The following is a 14,463-nucleotide window of genomic DNA, read 5'->3' on the forward strand; positions in this document are numbered from 1 at the left end:
CAATGAAATCAGGCGTCGCCAGAAGCGAGGTGGTCAATCATGGAATTCAATTTCACCCTGAAGTACCGCTTGCCCGACATGGGCGATGACATCGGAGACCTCGAGGGCCGCCTGGCTGAGGCCGGCTGTGACGACGCGCTGGTGGGCCTCGGGCTGCCGGGAAGGCTGGCCCTGGCCTTCTGCCGCGAAGCGGACAGTGCCGGGGCTGCCCTGCGTTCGGCACTGGACGATGTGCAGCGGGCCGCGCCCGGTGCCGAACTGGTCGAGGTGAGCCCCGACCTGGTGGGGCTCACCGACGTCGCAGACCTGCTCGGAATGTCGCGTCAGAACATGCGGAAGCTGATGCTGGCCAACCCGGAGTCGTTCCCGTCGCCGGTGCATGACGGTTCGACCGCGATCTGGCACCTCGCCGACATTCTCGGTTGGCTGCAAGCGCGCGGCAGCAGGAAAGTCACGACGGAAATGACCGAGCTCGCCGCCGCCGCGTTGCAGCTCAATCTGGCCCGGGAAGGGCGCAGGCTGCAGCCGAAGGCATAGGCCCGGCCAGAACCGGCCCACGGCATTACAGCTGCACCGTCTCCCACCAGCGTGTACCCGCCTGCGGCGCCTGCATGTCCAGCGCTTCACCCATCATCGGCGTGGCCACCGGCACGTTCTTCGCGGCGGCCAATGCGGTGATGCGCTCGAACGGCTGCTGCCAGGCGTGCAGGGCCAGGTCGAAGGTGCCGTTATGGATTGGCAGCAGCCACTTGCCGCGCAGGTCCAGGTGCGCCTGCAGGGTCTGCTCGGGCTGCATGTGCACGAACGCCCAGCGCGGGTCGTAGGCGCCGGTCTCGATCATGGTCAGGTCGAACGGACCATACTTCTCGCCGATGGCCTTGAAGCCGTCGAAGTAGCCGGTGTCACCGCTGAAGAAGATGCGGAAGTCGCCGTCCTGGATCACCCACGACGCCCACAGGCTGCGGTCGCTGTCGCCCAGTCCGCGGCCGGAAAAATGCTGGCCGGGCGTCGCGGTCAGGCGCAGGCCGCTGGCTTCGGTGGACTGCCACCAGTCCAGTTGTTCGACCTTGGAGGCGTCCACGCCCCACGCGATCAGCTGGTCGCCGACGCCCAGCGGGGCGATGAAGCGCGCGGTCTTGCCGGCCAGCTGCATGACGGCCGCATGGTCCAGGTGATCGTAGTGGTTGTGCGACAGGATCACGCCGGCGATCGGCGGCAGTTGGTCGATGCTGATCGGCGGTGCATGGAAGCGCGCCGGACCCATCCACTGCACCGGCGAGGCACGTTCGGAGAACACCGGATCGGTCAGCCAGTACTGACCGCGCAGCTTCAGCAGGATCGTCGAGTGCCCCAGCCGGAACAGGCTGCGGTCCGGTGCGGCGTCCAGCGCCGCGCGGTCCAGCGGCTGCACCGGAATGGGGTGGGCGGGCACCGTGCCCTTGGGTTTGTTGAACAGGAACGTCCACCAGATCTCCGCACCGTCGCGCAGGCCCATCGCCGGACGCGGAAGCGCATTGCGGAACCTGCCGTCGCGGTATTGCGGCGAATCGGGGAAGTCGGGGAGGGACCAGGACTTGCAGAAGGTGTAGGCGGTCACGGCGAGGATTCCGAGCAGGAGGACAAGGAGCAGGCGCTTCATGGGTGACGTCCGCAGAGTACACTGCACAGTGTAGTTTCGTGTTTTTCAAAAGTACACTACCCAGTGTAAAATGGTGGCATCCGTTCAGTTTTCCGGTTCCCGCCATGTCCCGTGCCCCGCAACGCCTGACCGACCGCAAACGCGACGCCATCGTGCGCGCGGCGGTGGAGGAGTTCCGTGCTTCGGGCTACGAGGCGACCAGCATGGACCGCATCGCGGAAGCCGCCGGGGTCTCCAAGCGCACCGTCTACAACCACTTCCCGAGCAAGGAAGCGCTGTTCTCGATGATCCTGGAGGAGCTGTGGGAGCGCAGCGTGGCCAGCGACGCCCTGCCGTACCGCGCCGACCAGCCGCTGCGGACGCAGTTGCTGCAGCTGCTGGGCCAGAAGCTGGACCTGCTCAGCGATGGGAATTTCATCGACCTGGCGCGGGTCGCGATGGCCGAGATCATCCACTCGCCGGAGCGCGCGCAGGCGATCGTGTGCCGCATGGGGGAGAAGGAAAGTGGCGAGAGTGCGTGGATCCGCGCGGCCATCGCCGATGGCCGCCTGCGCGAGGTCGATCCGGAGTTCGCCGGCCACCAGCTGCACGGGCTGGTGAAGAGCTTTGCGTTCTGGCCGCAGGTGACGATGGGGCAGCCACCGTTGAGCGCGCAGGAACGCGCGCGCGTGGCCGAATCGGCGGTGGCGATGTTCCTGGGCTTCTACGCGCGCTAGTGCGGCCGGACCGTAGCGTGCTAGCAGCGGGGGTCGGCGATCGCTGTCAGCAGCAGCTCGCGCACGAAACTGGAGGGCGACAGGTCCAGCAGTGCCCGGACCATCGCCACCACGTCGTGCACCGGTACGTAATGACCATCGCCGCGCGCTGCCGCCTGCGGGCGCGGCACCGACAGCGCGTCCTCGGTATTGAGATACCCCAGCTGCAGCGTCGTCACCGCCAGTCGCTGCGGGCGGAATCCCTCGCGCAGCGCATCGGCGATCCCGTTGAGCGCGAACTTGGACGCACCGAAGGCCACTTCCGGCCGACCGCTGCGAGGTAATGCCGAGGTCGAACCGGTCAGCAGCAGCTGCGGTCGTGGCGTGCCCAGTACGCGCGGCAACAGCTGCCGGAGCAATAGCAGGGTAGCGGTGATGTTGACCTCCACCAGGTGCGCCAGGGCGCTGTCGTCCTCCTTCAGAAAATCGTAGGCATCACTGAAAGCGTTGTCCTCCCAGATGCCCAGATTGTGGATGAGGACGTCGAGATCCGCTGGCGCGTGCGCTGCGATATGGGCGGCAGCGTGGGCGGGCTGGCCCAGATCGGCCTCGATCCAGCGCAGTTCGACGCCGTCGCCGCAGTCCAGTGCGGCCGGCTGCGTCCGCGACACGCCGATGACGGTGTCGCCAGGGCGGCACAGGCCTTCCACGAAGGCGCGACCGAGACCCTTGCTGGCGCCGATGATCATGAGTTTCATGGGCTGTGCTTTGCGGTATGGAAGAAGGTTCGGTGACAATCCACGCAACGCCCGTCACCGTCACCGGCTGCATGGAAGGAACAACCGCCATCGGCACCGGCATGCCGGTGCCCTCGCGCTGGCGTCACGCGCTGCGCGATGCCGACATCGTGCGCCAGGCGATCGGGGCGTCGCGGGCGGACGTGGCGCGGGTGCGCCGCCGCGGGCGGCCGGATGTGTTCCTGAAATCGGAGGTGATCGATGCCTTCAGCGAACTCGATGCCGAAGTCCTGCGCCTGCGCTGGTTGCGCGCGCACGGTCAGCCGGCACCAGCGGTACTGGCGTCGGCGGAAGAGGACGGGCGGCGCTGGCTGTTGATGAGCGCCGTGCCCGGGCAGGATCTGGCCTCGTCGCCGGCGCTGGCACCGGCACAGGTGGTGGTGCTGCTGGCCGATGCGCTGCGCGGGCTGCATGCACTGCCGGTTGCACGCTGCCCGTTCGACCAGCGGTTGCACCTGCGCCTGGCCGCCGCTGCCGCGCGGGTCGCCGCGGGACACGTGGATGCTGCGGATTTCGACGACGAACGCCGGGGCTGGAGCGCGCAGCAGGCCTATGCCGAACTGCTGGCCACGCGTCCTGCGCAGGAGGATGCGGTGGTGGTCCATGGCGATGCCTGCCTGCCCAACCTGATGGCGGCCGACGGTCACTTCAGCGGCTTCATCGATTGCGGGCGCCTGGGCGTGGCGGACCGCTGGCAGGACCTGGCGCTGGCCGCGCGCAGCCTGGTCGAGCAGTACCAGGATCCGCGCTGGGTCGCCCTGCTGCTGGCGCGCTACGGGATCGAGGCCGACGCGCGGCGGCTGGCGTTCTACCGCCTGCTGGATGAATTCTTCTAGGTCCATGGCGGTCAGGCGCGCCGCAGGGCCCGGCGCGCGTGGCTGGCAATGGCCGCGCAGGCCAGGCCACCGATCACGCTGAGGTGCTCCAGTGCGAAGAACAGCGCGAGCTGCTGCGCTGGACCCTGCTTGTTCCAGAACGTGTGGACGATGACGATGGTGAGCAGCAGGAACGTCGCCAGTGCGCCCGCGCCCAGCCACAGTGCGCGGTCCAGCAGCAGGCAGGTGGCGCCGCCCAGCAGCACGATGGCAGTGAGAAGGTTGAACAGCCAGGGCGGCTGCAGGCCCGCGGCCTGCATCTCGAGCAGGCTGCTGTCCCAGGCCAGCACTTTGGCCAGGCCGGAAGACAGGAACACCACCGCCAGCAGCAGGCGGGCGATGAACCACAGGACGCGGCTGCTCAGCAGCGTGGAAAGGACGGGGTGCATGCAGTCGGTGGTGGGTGAGGGCAGGTGCAGCAGGATCGGGCCTCAACAGCAGTTGAGGTCAAGCGCGGATGCCGGGGTGGGGCAATGTGTCGCAGCGTATCGATGTTGTGACCGTTTGCCTGTGCGGAAGCAGGGGCATCTGCGATAGTGACGACAGCTACCCAGCACAGTGCATCCATGTCATTCGCTTCGGCGCAGCAGATCGGCGAAGTCCTGCAGCAGTCCTACGGCATCACCGCCACCTCGGTGGTGCCGCGACCGGTGGGTGCCGATGCCAACGCCGCTGTGTTCCGTATCGACGCCCGCCACGGCCAGTGGTGGTTGAAGTGCCGCGACTACCAGGTCGCGCCTGCGGTCTGGGACAGCCTGCACTGGCTGCGCAGCACGCTGGGCATCGAGGAGATCGTGGCGCCCTGGCCGGCACGGACCGGCGGCGCCTCGGTGCAGCGCTGGGGCCTGCAGTTCACCCTGTTTCCCTACATCGAAGGGCAGTCCGGCTTCGAGGCGCCGCTCAGCCGCGTGCAGTGGCGGCGGCTGGGGGAAGTGCTGCGGCGGCTGCACGAGGCGGCCTTGCCGGCGGCGCTGCAGCAGGGTCTGGCCGCCCTGCGGCTGGAAACGGCGGCGTTGGACACGGTGGGCACGTGGTTGCAGGATCCGGCGCGGCTGCCACCGGCACAGGATGGCTGGGGCAGTGCGTTCCTGACGGTGTGGGAACAGCAGCGTCCGCGCATCGCCGAGCTGCATGCACGCGCCACGCAGTTGAGCGCGGCCCTGCAGCAGCAGTCACCTGCACTGCACCTGTGCCATACCGATCTGCACGCCGGCAATGTGCTGATGGGCCAGGACGATGCGCTGCACCTGATCGACTGGGATGGCCTGGCGATGGCGCCGCGCGAGCGTGACCTGATGTTCGTCGGCGCGGCGGTGGGCGGGCGTTGGGGACGCGAGCATCCTCCGGGTTTCAGCGAAGGCTACGGCAGCGACCTGGGCGACCCCCGCTGGATTGCGTGGTACCGGCACTGGCGGATCCTGCAGGACCTGACCGAGTTCGAGCAGCTGCTGCTGGACCCGGGCGCGGCGCTGCGGACGACGCAGCAGCGACGGCAGACGCTGCACTACCTGGGCGAGCAGTTCGCGCCGGGCAATGTGTTCGACGCGGCCGAGCGGGTGTATCAGGTGGCGCAGGAAGCGGCCGGGGCCTCGGCCTCCGCAGAGGCCCCGGCCGGCGCCGGGTCGGGTTCGCGGTAACCACGGATCTTCCGACCGGACCATTGCAGCCGGCGCCGTCCTGCGGTGCGGTTCATTCCGCGGGTTTGGCGGCGGCGGTCGCGGCCACGCTGGCGGCGCGCCGTGCCAGCACGGCTTCGCGGTGGGCGATGTAGGCGTTGGCCGCCAGGATGATGCCTGCGCCCAGCAGGGTCCAACGGTCCACCGTCTCGCCGAACAGCAGCCAGCCGCACAGGGTGACCAGCGGCAGCTGCAGGAAGCTGATCGGGGTCAGCGCGGAGACTTCGCCCAGGCGCAGGGCGCGGGTCCACAGCAACTGGCCGATGGTGCCGAGCACGCCGGTGGCCAGCAGCCAGCCCCAGGCCGCGCCGGTCGGCCAGACCCACACGAACAGCGCCGGCAGCAGCGACAGCGGTACCCAGAACACATAGGTGTAGAGCACCACGGTGTCGGCGCTGTCGATGCGGGTGAGCTGCTTGATCTGGATCGCGACCAGGGAACTGAGCACGGCGGCGGCGACCGCGATCAGGCTGCCGGCGCTGAAACCGGCGGTGCCGGGGCGCACGATCACCAGCACGCCGATGAAGCCGACCACCACGGCCGCCCAGCGCCGCACGCGCACGGTCTCACCCAGCCACAGCACCGCAGCGATGGTGACGAACAGGGGCGTGGAGTACGACAGCGAGACCGCCTGCGCCAGCGGCAGATGGCCCAGGGCCCAGAATGCGCACAGCATCGAACCCAGGCCGATCGCGCTGCGCAGGAAGTAGCGGGGCAACTGCCGGGTCTTCAATGGCGCATGGCCCGGGCGCAGCAGCATCGGCAGCAGCGCCAGCAGGCCGAAGGCGTTGCGGAAGAACGCCACTTCCTGGGTGGGCACGTAACGGGTGGCGTAGCGGATCGCCACCGCCATCAGGCCGAAGGCCAGGGTGCTGCCGAGCATCAGCAGCGCCGCCCGCATCGGGGTGGCGCGGGGGGAAAGGGCGGGGGTGTTCACCACTGTGCGCCGAGCAGGCGGGGCTCCGGTTCGATGGGCACGCCGAACGTCTCCAGCACGGAGGCCGAGATCCGCCGCGCCAGCGCCAGCAACTCGGCGCCGGTGGCGTTGCCGTGGTTGACCAGCACCAGCGCGTGGCTCGGTGCAACGCCGGCATCGCCTTCGCGGAAGCCCTTCCAGCCGCAGGATTCGATCATCCAGGCCGCCGAAACCTTGCGCTTGCCGTCCTGGTCTGCGGGGAACACCGGCAGCTCGGGGAAGTGCTGCAGCAGCACATCCACCTGCTCCAGCGGCAGCACCGGGTTCTTGAAGAAGCTGCCGGCGTTGCCCAGCACGTCCGGGTCGGGCAGCTTGCGGCGGCGGATCGCGATCACGGCATTGGCCACGTCGACCGCGCTGGGCAGCTCCACGCCCTGGGCCTGCAGTTCTTCGCGGATACCCGCATAGTCCATGCGCAGGTCGTGCAGCAGCGGCAGTTTCAATTCGATGGCGGTGATCAGGTAGCGGTCCGGCTGCTGCTTGAACACGCTGTCGCGGTAAGCGAAGCCGCACTGTTCGTTGTCCAGCCGCACCCAGGCCTGCTGCTCGCAGTCCCAGGCGTCGACCGCCTGGATGAACTCGCCGACCTGGGCGCCATAGGCGCCGATGTTCTGGATCGGCGCAGCGCCGGCGGTGCCGGGAATCAGGGCCAGGTTCTCCAGGCCGGACAGGCCCTCCTGCAGCGACCACATCACCAGGCCGTGCCAGGACACGCCGGCGCCGGCACGGATCACGGCATGGTCGGCCCGGTGTTCCAGGAAGCTGATGTCGCGGTTGCCGAACACCAGCACGGTGCCGGGCAGGTCGTCGGCGATCAGCACGTTGCTGCCACTGCCCAGCACCAGCAACGGCGCGCCGGCCACCTCGGGCAGCGCCAGTACCTCCGGCAGCAGTGCCGGGTCATGCAGTTCCAGCAGCTGGGCGGCACTGGCCTGCACATGGAAGGTGTTCAGCGCCTGCAGCGGTGCATTGCGGGTCAGGGTCCAGCGCAGCGGTGCGGCGGCGGTGTCGATGTCATCCATGGGCGTGCTCACAGCGGTGCCACCGCGCCGCGGCTGGGGGCCTCGCGACGGCGGCGGATCGCCTCCACGCAGTCGGCCACCAGGCTCGGGCCGCGGTAGATCAGCCCGCTGTAGCACTGCACCAGCGACGCGCCGGCGGCCATCTTGGCAACCGCATCGGCACCGGACAGGATGCCGCCGACGCCGATCAGCGGCACCGATTCGGGCAGGCGCGCGCGCAGCCGGCGCAGGACCAGGGTTGATTGTTCCAGCACCGGCGCGCCGGACAGGCCGCCGGCTTCGCTGGCCAGCGGATCGCCGGCGACGCGGCTGCGGTCGATGGTGGTATTGGTGGCGATCACACCGTCCACCTGCAGCTCACCCAGCACGCGGGCGGCGGCATCGATGTCGCGCTCGCTCAGGTCCGGCGCCACCTTCACCAGCATCGGCACGCGGCGGCCATGCTGCGCGGCGAGGGTTTCCTGGCGCTCGCGCAGCTGGCTGACCAGCTGCCGCAGCGCGGTTTCCTCCTGCAGTTCACGCAGGCCGGCGGTATTGGGCGAGGAGATGTTGACGGTGATGTAGTCGGCCAGCGGATACACCTTGTCCAGGCAGGTGATGTAGTCATCGACCGCCTGCTCGTTGGGGGTGTCCTTGTTCTTGCCGATGTTGATGCCGAGCAGGCCGCGGCGGTTGCGCGCGCGCTCGACGTTGCGCACCAGCGCATCCACGCCGGCGTTGTTGAAGCCCATGCGGTTGATGATCGCGCTGTGCGCCGGCAGCCGGAACAGGCGCGGGCGGGGATTGCCCGCCTGCGGACGCGGCGTGATCGTGCCGATCTCGACGAAGCCGAAGCCCAGTGCGAACAGCGCATCGATGTGCTCGCCGTTCTTGTCCAGTCCGGCGGCCAGGCCGACCGGATTGGGGAAGGTCAGCCCGAACACCGTGCTGGGCATCGGCGCGATGCGTGCGGCCAGCAGCGGCGTGGTGCCGGTGCGGTAGGCCAGGTCCAGCGCGGACAGGCCGAGGCCGTGGGCGCGCTCGGCGTCGAGCGAGAACAGGAAGGGGCGGGCAAGCGAATACATGCGTTGGTTTCAGTCCAGCGTGCCGAGGAAGGCTCGGGTTCGATATTCAAAAGCGACCTGGCCGTCGACCGCGTGGGCGGCGAACAGGTCCTGCAGTGCATCGATCATCGGCGTGTGGCGCGGATGACCGGGTTGGGGTGCATAGGAGGAGGACAGCAGGCGCCCGCGCAGGGCATCGAGGTCCAGATGCTGTACGTTCGGCAGCTCCACCATGCCGCGCAGGCCGGGGCCGAACCAGGCCTGCATGGTGGCATCGTCCTGGTAGCGCTCGGCCACGGCGGAGTAGTCGGTGCCGTACTCCAGCAGCAGCTGTTCGTAGCCGACCAGGAACGGGCTGGCGTCGAGCAGGCGCGAATTCCAGTAGACCAATGCCTGGCCACCGGGGCGCAGGATGCGCTGCCACTCGGCGCGCACCGCCACGGTGTCGAACCAGTGGAAGGCCTGCGCGGCGCTGACCAGATCGATGCTGGCATCGGCCAGACCGGTGGCTTCGGCGCGGCCGTCGACAGCGGAAAAGTCCGGATACTGCGGCGCCAGCCACTGTTCGGCGGCGGCGCGCATGGCGGCATTCGGCTCGACCGCCACCAGCGGATGACCGCTGGCGAGAAACTGGCGGCTGGAGATGCCGGTGCCAGCGCCGATGTCGGCCACCAGCGCCTGGTGGCTGACACCCATCGGGCCGTGCAGCCAGTCCAGCAGGGCGGGCGGGTAATCGGGCCGGTAGCGGACGTAGTCGGCCACTCGGCTGCTGAAGCGTTCAGTGCTGTCGGAGGCGGTCATGGCGTTCAGTTCGCCGTCGCCGCCAGCCAGGCCAGGCCGCCGAAGAACAGGATGAAGGCGAGGATGCCCAGCACCACCATCGCCACGTTCAACCAGCCCAGCACCAACCCGGTCACGGCCAGGCCATCGCCTTCCAGTTCATGCGGGCGGCGGCGGATCTCGGCGCGCGCCATGTGGCCGGTGATGATGGCCACGATGCTGGCCACGAAGGGCAGGACGGTCCAGCTGGCGATGCCCATGACCAGGCTGACCACGGCCAGGGCGCTTGTCTGTCGGGGTGCCACGCTCATCGGGGTCCTCCTTGGCAGTGTGCACATGATAGTGCCTCTGCCCGGGCAATCCCATGCCCGGCGGATGCGATGGCAGGCGTCGGCCCTGCTCGACGAACGGCATGCCACCCCCGGTTGGCAGCTGCCGGGGTGCCGGTGTCAGCCCATCAACACCTGGCCACCATCCACATTGAGCACGCTGCCGGTGACCCAGCGCGCCAGCGGCGAGCACAGGAACAGGGCGGCATCGGCGATCTCGCGCGGGTGGCCGAAGCGGCCGAACGGAATCTTCGCCAGGGTGCCGTGGTACAGCGCCGGGTCTTCGCTGCGGCGGCGGTCCCACAGGCCGTCTTCGAACTCGATCGAACCCGGCGCGATCGCATTGACCCGGATCCGGTCCTTGGCCAGGGCCAGGGCCTGCGAGGTGGTGTAGTGCGACAGCGCGGCCTTGGCGGCGGCGTAGGGCGCGCCACCGGGACGCGGCTGCTGCGCGGCGATCGAGGACAGATTGAGGATGCAGGCATCATCAGACGCGCGCAGCCACGGCAGGGCCAGGCGCGAGGCCCGCACGGCCGCCATCAGGTCGATCTGCAGACTGGCGGCCCAGCCGTCTTCATCGTCAGCCATGCCATAGCCGGTGGCATTGTTGACCAGCACGTCGATGCCGCCGAGCGCATCGGCGCTCGCCAGCAGCCAGGCCTGGATCTGGCCGGGATCGGCCAGATCGGCGGAAACCGTGTGCAGTTGCAAGCCCTGCGCCAGTGCATCGGCACGCAGGGCATCCAGGCCGGCCTGGCCGCGCGCGCAGACCGAGACCTGCGCTCCGGCGCCAGCGAAGGCCAGCGCCATTTCACGACCGATGCCCTTGCTGCCACCTGCAATCAGCACGCGGCGGCCGGTGAAATCAATCACCGGCTTGCCACCTTGTAGAGCCGAGCCATGCTCGGCTGCATTTCCTGCGGTGTTCATGGCGCATCCTGCCGAGCATGGCTCGGCACTACAGATAGCGTTACAGGTCGAACTTGATGCCCTGGGCCAGCGGCAGCGAATCCGAATAGTTGATGGTGTTGGTCTGGCGGCGCATGTAGACCTTCCAGGCATCCGAACCGGACTCACGGCCGCCGCCGGTGTCCTTCTCGCCACCGAAGGCGCCGCCGATCTCCGCACCGGACGTGCCGATGTTGATGTTGGCGATGCCGCAGTCACTACCGGCGGCCGACAGGAACTTCTCGGCGGTCTTCAGGTTGGCGGTGAAGATGGACGAGGACAGCCCCTGCGGCACGCCGTTCTGCATGTCGATGGCTTCATCGAGGGTGTCATACGGCATCACGTACAGGATCGGCGCGAAGGTTTCGTGCTGCACCACCGCGTCGCTGTTCTTCAGGCCGGAGACGATCGCCGGCAGCACGAAATTGCCGGCCCGGTCGATGCGGGTGCCACCGGTTTCAACGGTGCCGCCGGCGGCCTTGGCCTGGGCGATGGCGTCGAGGAACTGCTGCACGGCGCCATCGCTGTTCAGCGGGCCCATCAGGTTGGCGGCATCGGTCGGATCGCCGATCTTGCCTTCGACCTGCTTGTAGGCCTTGACCAGGGTGGCCAGCACATCGGCGTAGATCGAGCGGTGCACGATCAGGCGGCGGGTCGTGGTGCAGCGCTGGCCGGCGGTGCCGACCGCACCGAACACGATGCCCGGCACGGCCAGCTTCAGGTCGGCGGTTTCGTCGAGGATGATGGCGTTGTTGCCACCCAGCTCCAGCAGGCAGCGGCCGAGGCGGCGTGCCACCTTTTCGTTGACGGTACGGCCGACCTGGGTCGAGCCGGTGAAGCTGATCAGCGGCACGCGGCGGTCGTCGACCAGCCGCTCCGAAAGTGCGGTGCCGGCATCGTTGACCAGGAAGAAGATGTCCGGGAAACCGGCTTCGCGCAGCGCCTGGTTGCAGATGCGCATGGACGCGATGGCGGTCAGCGGGGTCTTGTTGGACGGCTTCCAGATGCACACGTCGCCGCAGATGGCGGCCAGGAACGCATTCCAGCTCCACACCGCCACCGGGAAGTTGAAGGCCGAGATGATGCCGACCAGGCCCAGCGGGTGGTACTGCTCGTACATGCGGTGGCCCGGGCGCTCCGAATGCATGGTGTAGCCGTACAGCATGCGGCTCTGGCCCACGGCGAAGTCGGCGATGTCGATCATCTCCTGCACCTCGCCGTCGCCTTCCGGCTTGCTCTTGCCCATTTCCAGCGCGACCAGCGAACCGAGCGCGTCCTTGTGCGCACGCAGTGCTTCGCCGCACAGGCGCACGGCTTCACCGCGGCGCGGCGCCGGCGTGGTGCGCCAGACCTTGAAGGCTTCCTGGGCGCGCGCGATGACGGTCTCGTACTCCGCTTCGGTGGTCGCGCGGACCTGCGCAATCGGCTCGCCGGTGGTCGGGTTGACCGGGGTGATCAGCTCACCGCCGGTCGCGCTCGACCACTCCCCGTTGCCCAGGTAGGTGCCAGCGTTGATCGCGTCCAGGCCAAGGGACTTGAGCAGCTCGGAAGACATGCAGACTCCTGTGTTTCGTTACGTTGTTTTGGTGCCGTCGCGGGCAGGTGGGGGCGCGACGAACTGAGCCGCCGATGGTAGCAGAGCGCCCGGATTTCCCATGGTGCGCCGCGCCAGTGCAACCGTGCCGAGCGATGAATGCTTGGTGCGCAGGCGGCCTTGCCTGTAAACTTGGCGGCTGCATGGCCCCGTAGCTCAGCTGGATAGAGCGTCCCCCTCCTAAGGGGAAGGTCGCCCGTTCGAATCGGGCCGGGGTCACCATGATCAGCGCAGTGCGCTTGCGCAGCCTTTGCCCGATGGTCCAGCGCGGGCCGGGGCGGGCCAGGAGCCCGGCGCAGAGGCCCGGCGCCTGGGTCGGCCCTGCCGGGGCCCGTTCCGTCCGGGCCGGAAGTAAAGATTTCCCCGCCGGAGCCGCTGGATTTCAGGATCAGGCAATGGGGAATCGGGTTGAACGACAGACAGGGCAAGCCACGAGCAGTGCCCGGCATCTGCGCCGGTTCGCTGATGCACGTGAAGAAGTGGGGCCTATGGGCCAATTTCCTTCTGCTCACTGTGCTTTCCATCGTCTTCTGGGCATGCGCCAAGCAGCTGAAGAACCCTGACGCCTGGCAGAAGGTCATCAACGGTCTTTCATCGTTCGAACTCCTTCTGGGCATCGGCCTGGTCGATGTCCTGGTTGTGGGTGTGGCGCTGCTGCTGGTTCCCTACGTGAATCCGAAGTCACTCTACCGAAGGGCGTCAAAACCCCTGGAGCTGCTCGCCAATGCTGCGGTCGCGTATATCGCGCTGGCGCTTGTGAGCGGCGTCTTCCGCTGCCGTCTGGATGGCTCGGTTGCTGCGGCCATGGCCGTTGCCGCGCTCATTCTGCTGCTCTGTCTTGCTGGCGCCGGGCTGCTTCGGCATGCGGCGAGCCTGCAATGGCATGTATCCGGAAAAGTGGCTCTGGATCTGGTGATCTATCTGGGGATTGCGCTTTCAGCACTTGGCTTCACTGTCTGGGCGTTCTCCTATCCCTTTATTGTCGAGACCGTGCCGGCCGGTATTGAACGCCTCGGAAAGCTGCCATTCCTGCTCGATTTCCGTTGTCCATGGGGCTGAGGCAGCGGGGGCAGCCTGGCCTGCCCGGGGTTGCGGAGGTGGACCGTGCCGCGCCGGGCCGGCTCTGCACATGGATTGCACATCGCGTCCACGCCGGCCGGTGACGCATGCGGTCAGGCTGGTGGCGACCCCAACCGTTGCCAAGGAGCGCAGCCATGAACACCCCCGGCACCCCGAAGCCGTCCTGGCGCCAGCGCCACGTCCTGCTGATCGTTGCAGCGGTGCTGCTGGCTATCGTCCTGCTGATCCTGTTCGCGCCTTGGTAACGGCTTCACCCGGTCAGCAGCGCCGGCGCACTACGATGCCGGCAGTCCGATGCGGAGTGCGCCATGGCTTTGCCCGAGCTGCTCGCCACCCTGGCCGGCGAGCTGATCCTGGTCCCGGTCACGCTGTTGCCGATCATCAATCCGCTCAGCACGGCCTCGATCTTCGTCTCCACCGTGGGCGGACGGCCGGCGCTGGCGAAGACGCTGGCGCGGCAGATCGCCTTCAACAGTTTCGTGGTGATCGTGCTGGCGATGCTGGTCGGCACCTACGTGCTGTCACTGTTCGGGATCTCGCTGCCGGTGGTGCGCATCGGTGGTGGCCTGCTGGTGGCGGCCGCCGGCTGGCGCATGCTGGGTGCGCGCACCGATGATCCGCCCACACCGGCGCAGGAACAGGCCGAAGCGATGGGCGATGCGCAGCTGCAGCGCAAGAGCTTCTTCCCGCTGACCTTTCCCTTGACCACCGGCCCGGGCACGCTGGCGGCCTGCATCACCCTGGGCACGCATGTGGAGTCGGTGACTCCGCTGCACCTGCTGTCCGGGGTGATCGTCGCGGTGGGAGGCGCCCTGCTTGTGGTGGCGGTGATCTACCTGATCCTGCGCAACGCCATCGTGCTGGTCCGCCGCCTTGGCCCGACCGGCGCGGTGGTGATGCAGCAACTGGTGGCCTTCGTGCTGCTGTGCATCGGCATCCAGCTGATGTGGGCCGGCTGGGTCGACCTGAACCAGGACACCTTCGGCGCTACGCCGGCGCTCTGATCCGA

The 14,463-nt window shown here is 68.2% G+C and carries 16 protein-coding genes and 1 tRNA gene; 7 read left to right on the forward strand and 10 right to left on the reverse strand.

The features are described from left to right. The first annotated feature begins 39 nt into the window (after window positions 1-39). Window positions 40-537, forward strand: a complete 498-nt coding sequence (locus Q5Z10_RS10020; RefSeq protein ID WP_303638931.1) for a Rossmann-fold NAD(P)-binding domain-containing protein — start codon at window positions 40-42, stop codon at window positions 535-537. A gap of 25 nt (window positions 538-562) precedes the next feature. Here Q5Z10_RS10020 and Q5Z10_RS10025 read toward each other — a convergent pair whose 3' ends face one another. Next, a complete protein-coding gene (locus tag Q5Z10_RS10025; protein WP_303638932.1) occupies window positions 563-1,639 on the reverse strand; it encodes an MBL fold metallo-hydrolase in 1,077 nt (358 codons plus the stop codon). A 104-nt stretch (window positions 1,640-1,743) separates the two neighbouring features. Between Q5Z10_RS10025 and Q5Z10_RS10030 the strand changes: the two genes are divergently transcribed. Continuing rightward, window positions 1,744-2,355, forward strand: coding sequence for a TetR/AcrR family transcriptional regulator (locus Q5Z10_RS10030; RefSeq protein ID WP_303638933.1), 612 nt, complete (start codon window positions 1,744-1,746; stop codon window positions 2,353-2,355). A gap of 20 nt (window positions 2,356-2,375) precedes the next feature. On the opposite strand, the gene Q5Z10_RS10035 is transcribed toward Q5Z10_RS10030, so the two are convergent. Further along, window positions 2,376-3,092 (reverse strand): SDR family NAD(P)-dependent oxidoreductase, encoded by a 717-nt coding sequence (locus Q5Z10_RS10035; RefSeq protein WP_303638934.1) that lies wholly within the window; start codon window positions 3,090-3,092, stop codon window positions 2,376-2,378. Between the two features lie 71 nt (window positions 3,093-3,163). Here Q5Z10_RS10035 and Q5Z10_RS10040 point away from each other — a divergent pair, with 71 nt between their 5' ends. Then, a complete protein-coding gene (locus Q5Z10_RS10040) occupies window positions 3,164-3,967 on the forward strand; it encodes an APH(3')-II family aminoglycoside O-phosphotransferase (protein WP_345783985.1) in 804 nt (267 codons plus the stop codon). Between the two features lie 11 nt (window positions 3,968-3,978). Here Q5Z10_RS10040 and Q5Z10_RS10045 read toward each other — a convergent pair whose 3' ends face one another. After that, window positions 3,979-4,395: a DoxX family protein gene (locus Q5Z10_RS10045; protein WP_303638936.1), complete on the reverse strand. Its 417-nt coding sequence runs from the start codon at window positions 4,393-4,395 to the stop codon at window positions 3,979-3,981. A gap of 177 nt (window positions 4,396-4,572) precedes the next feature. On the opposite strand from Q5Z10_RS10045, the gene Q5Z10_RS10050 reads away from it, so the two are divergent. Then, window positions 4,573-5,643, forward strand: coding sequence for an aminoglycoside phosphotransferase family protein (locus Q5Z10_RS10050; protein ID WP_303638937.1), 1,071 nt, complete (start codon window positions 4,573-4,575; stop codon window positions 5,641-5,643). 52 nt (window positions 5,644-5,695) lie between these two features. On the opposite strand, the gene Q5Z10_RS10055 is transcribed toward Q5Z10_RS10050, so the two are convergent. The 7 genes from Q5Z10_RS10055 to amaB form a co-directional block, all read right to left on the reverse strand. Continuing rightward, a complete protein-coding gene (locus Q5Z10_RS10055; RefSeq protein ID WP_303639164.1) occupies window positions 5,696-6,583 on the reverse strand; it encodes a DMT family transporter in 888 nt (295 codons plus the stop codon). 32 nt (window positions 6,584-6,615) lie between these two features. After that, the gene (gene murB / locus Q5Z10_RS10060; RefSeq protein ID WP_303638938.1) at window positions 6,616-7,680 is read right to left on the reverse strand and encodes a UDP-N-acetylmuramate dehydrogenase; all 1,065 of its coding nucleotides are present in this window, start codon (window positions 7,678-7,680) and stop codon (window positions 6,616-6,618) included. Between the two features lie 8 nt (window positions 7,681-7,688). Then, on the reverse strand, window positions 7,689-8,744 hold the full coding sequence (locus Q5Z10_RS10065; protein WP_303638939.1) for a quinone-dependent dihydroorotate dehydrogenase: 1,056 nt from the start codon (window positions 8,742-8,744) through the stop codon (window positions 7,689-7,691). A gap of 9 nt (window positions 8,745-8,753) precedes the next feature. Then, window positions 8,754-9,524 carry a class I SAM-dependent methyltransferase gene (locus tag Q5Z10_RS10070; protein ID WP_303638940.1) on the reverse strand — a complete coding sequence of 257 codons (771 nt, stop codon included), beginning with the start codon at window positions 9,522-9,524 and terminating at the stop codon, window positions 8,754-8,756. Between the two features lie 5 nt (window positions 9,525-9,529). Continuing rightward, window positions 9,530-9,814 (reverse strand): DUF4190 domain-containing protein, encoded by a 285-nt coding sequence (locus Q5Z10_RS10075; protein ID WP_303638941.1) that lies wholly within the window; start codon window positions 9,812-9,814, stop codon window positions 9,530-9,532. A 138-nt stretch (window positions 9,815-9,952) separates the two neighbouring features. Then, a complete protein-coding gene (locus Q5Z10_RS10080) occupies window positions 9,953-10,762 on the reverse strand; it encodes an SDR family NAD(P)-dependent oxidoreductase (protein WP_303638942.1) in 810 nt (269 codons plus the stop codon). 40 nt (window positions 10,763-10,802) lie between these two features. Further along, window positions 10,803-12,335 (reverse strand): L-piperidine-6-carboxylate dehydrogenase, encoded by a 1,533-nt coding sequence (amaB, locus tag Q5Z10_RS10085; RefSeq protein WP_303638943.1) that lies wholly within the window; start codon window positions 12,333-12,335, stop codon window positions 10,803-10,805. Between the two features lie 184 nt (window positions 12,336-12,519). On the opposite strand from amaB, the gene Q5Z10_RS10090 reads away from it, so the two are divergent. The 3 genes from Q5Z10_RS10090 to Q5Z10_RS10100 all read left to right on the forward strand — a co-directional run bounded on the left by Q5Z10_RS10090 (window position 12,520) and on the right by Q5Z10_RS10100 (window position 14,458). Then, window positions 12,520-12,596 (forward strand) — tRNA-Arg (locus tag Q5Z10_RS10090). Window positions 12,597-12,782: 186 nt separating this feature from the next. After that, window positions 12,783-13,433 (forward strand): hypothetical protein, encoded by a 651-nt coding sequence (locus Q5Z10_RS10095; RefSeq protein ID WP_303638944.1) that lies wholly within the window; start codon window positions 12,783-12,785, stop codon window positions 13,431-13,433. A gap of 329 nt (window positions 13,434-13,762) precedes the next feature. Then, window positions 13,763-14,458, forward strand: coding sequence for a MarC family protein (locus tag Q5Z10_RS10100; RefSeq protein WP_303638945.1), 696 nt, complete (start codon window positions 13,763-13,765; stop codon window positions 14,456-14,458). Window positions 14,459-14,463 lie beyond the last annotated feature (5 nt).

The organism is Stenotrophomonas sp. 704A1 (assembly GCF_030549525.1).
Taxonomy (GTDB): domain Bacteria; phylum Pseudomonadota; class Gammaproteobacteria; order Xanthomonadales; family Xanthomonadaceae; genus Stenotrophomonas; species Stenotrophomonas tuberculopleuritidis.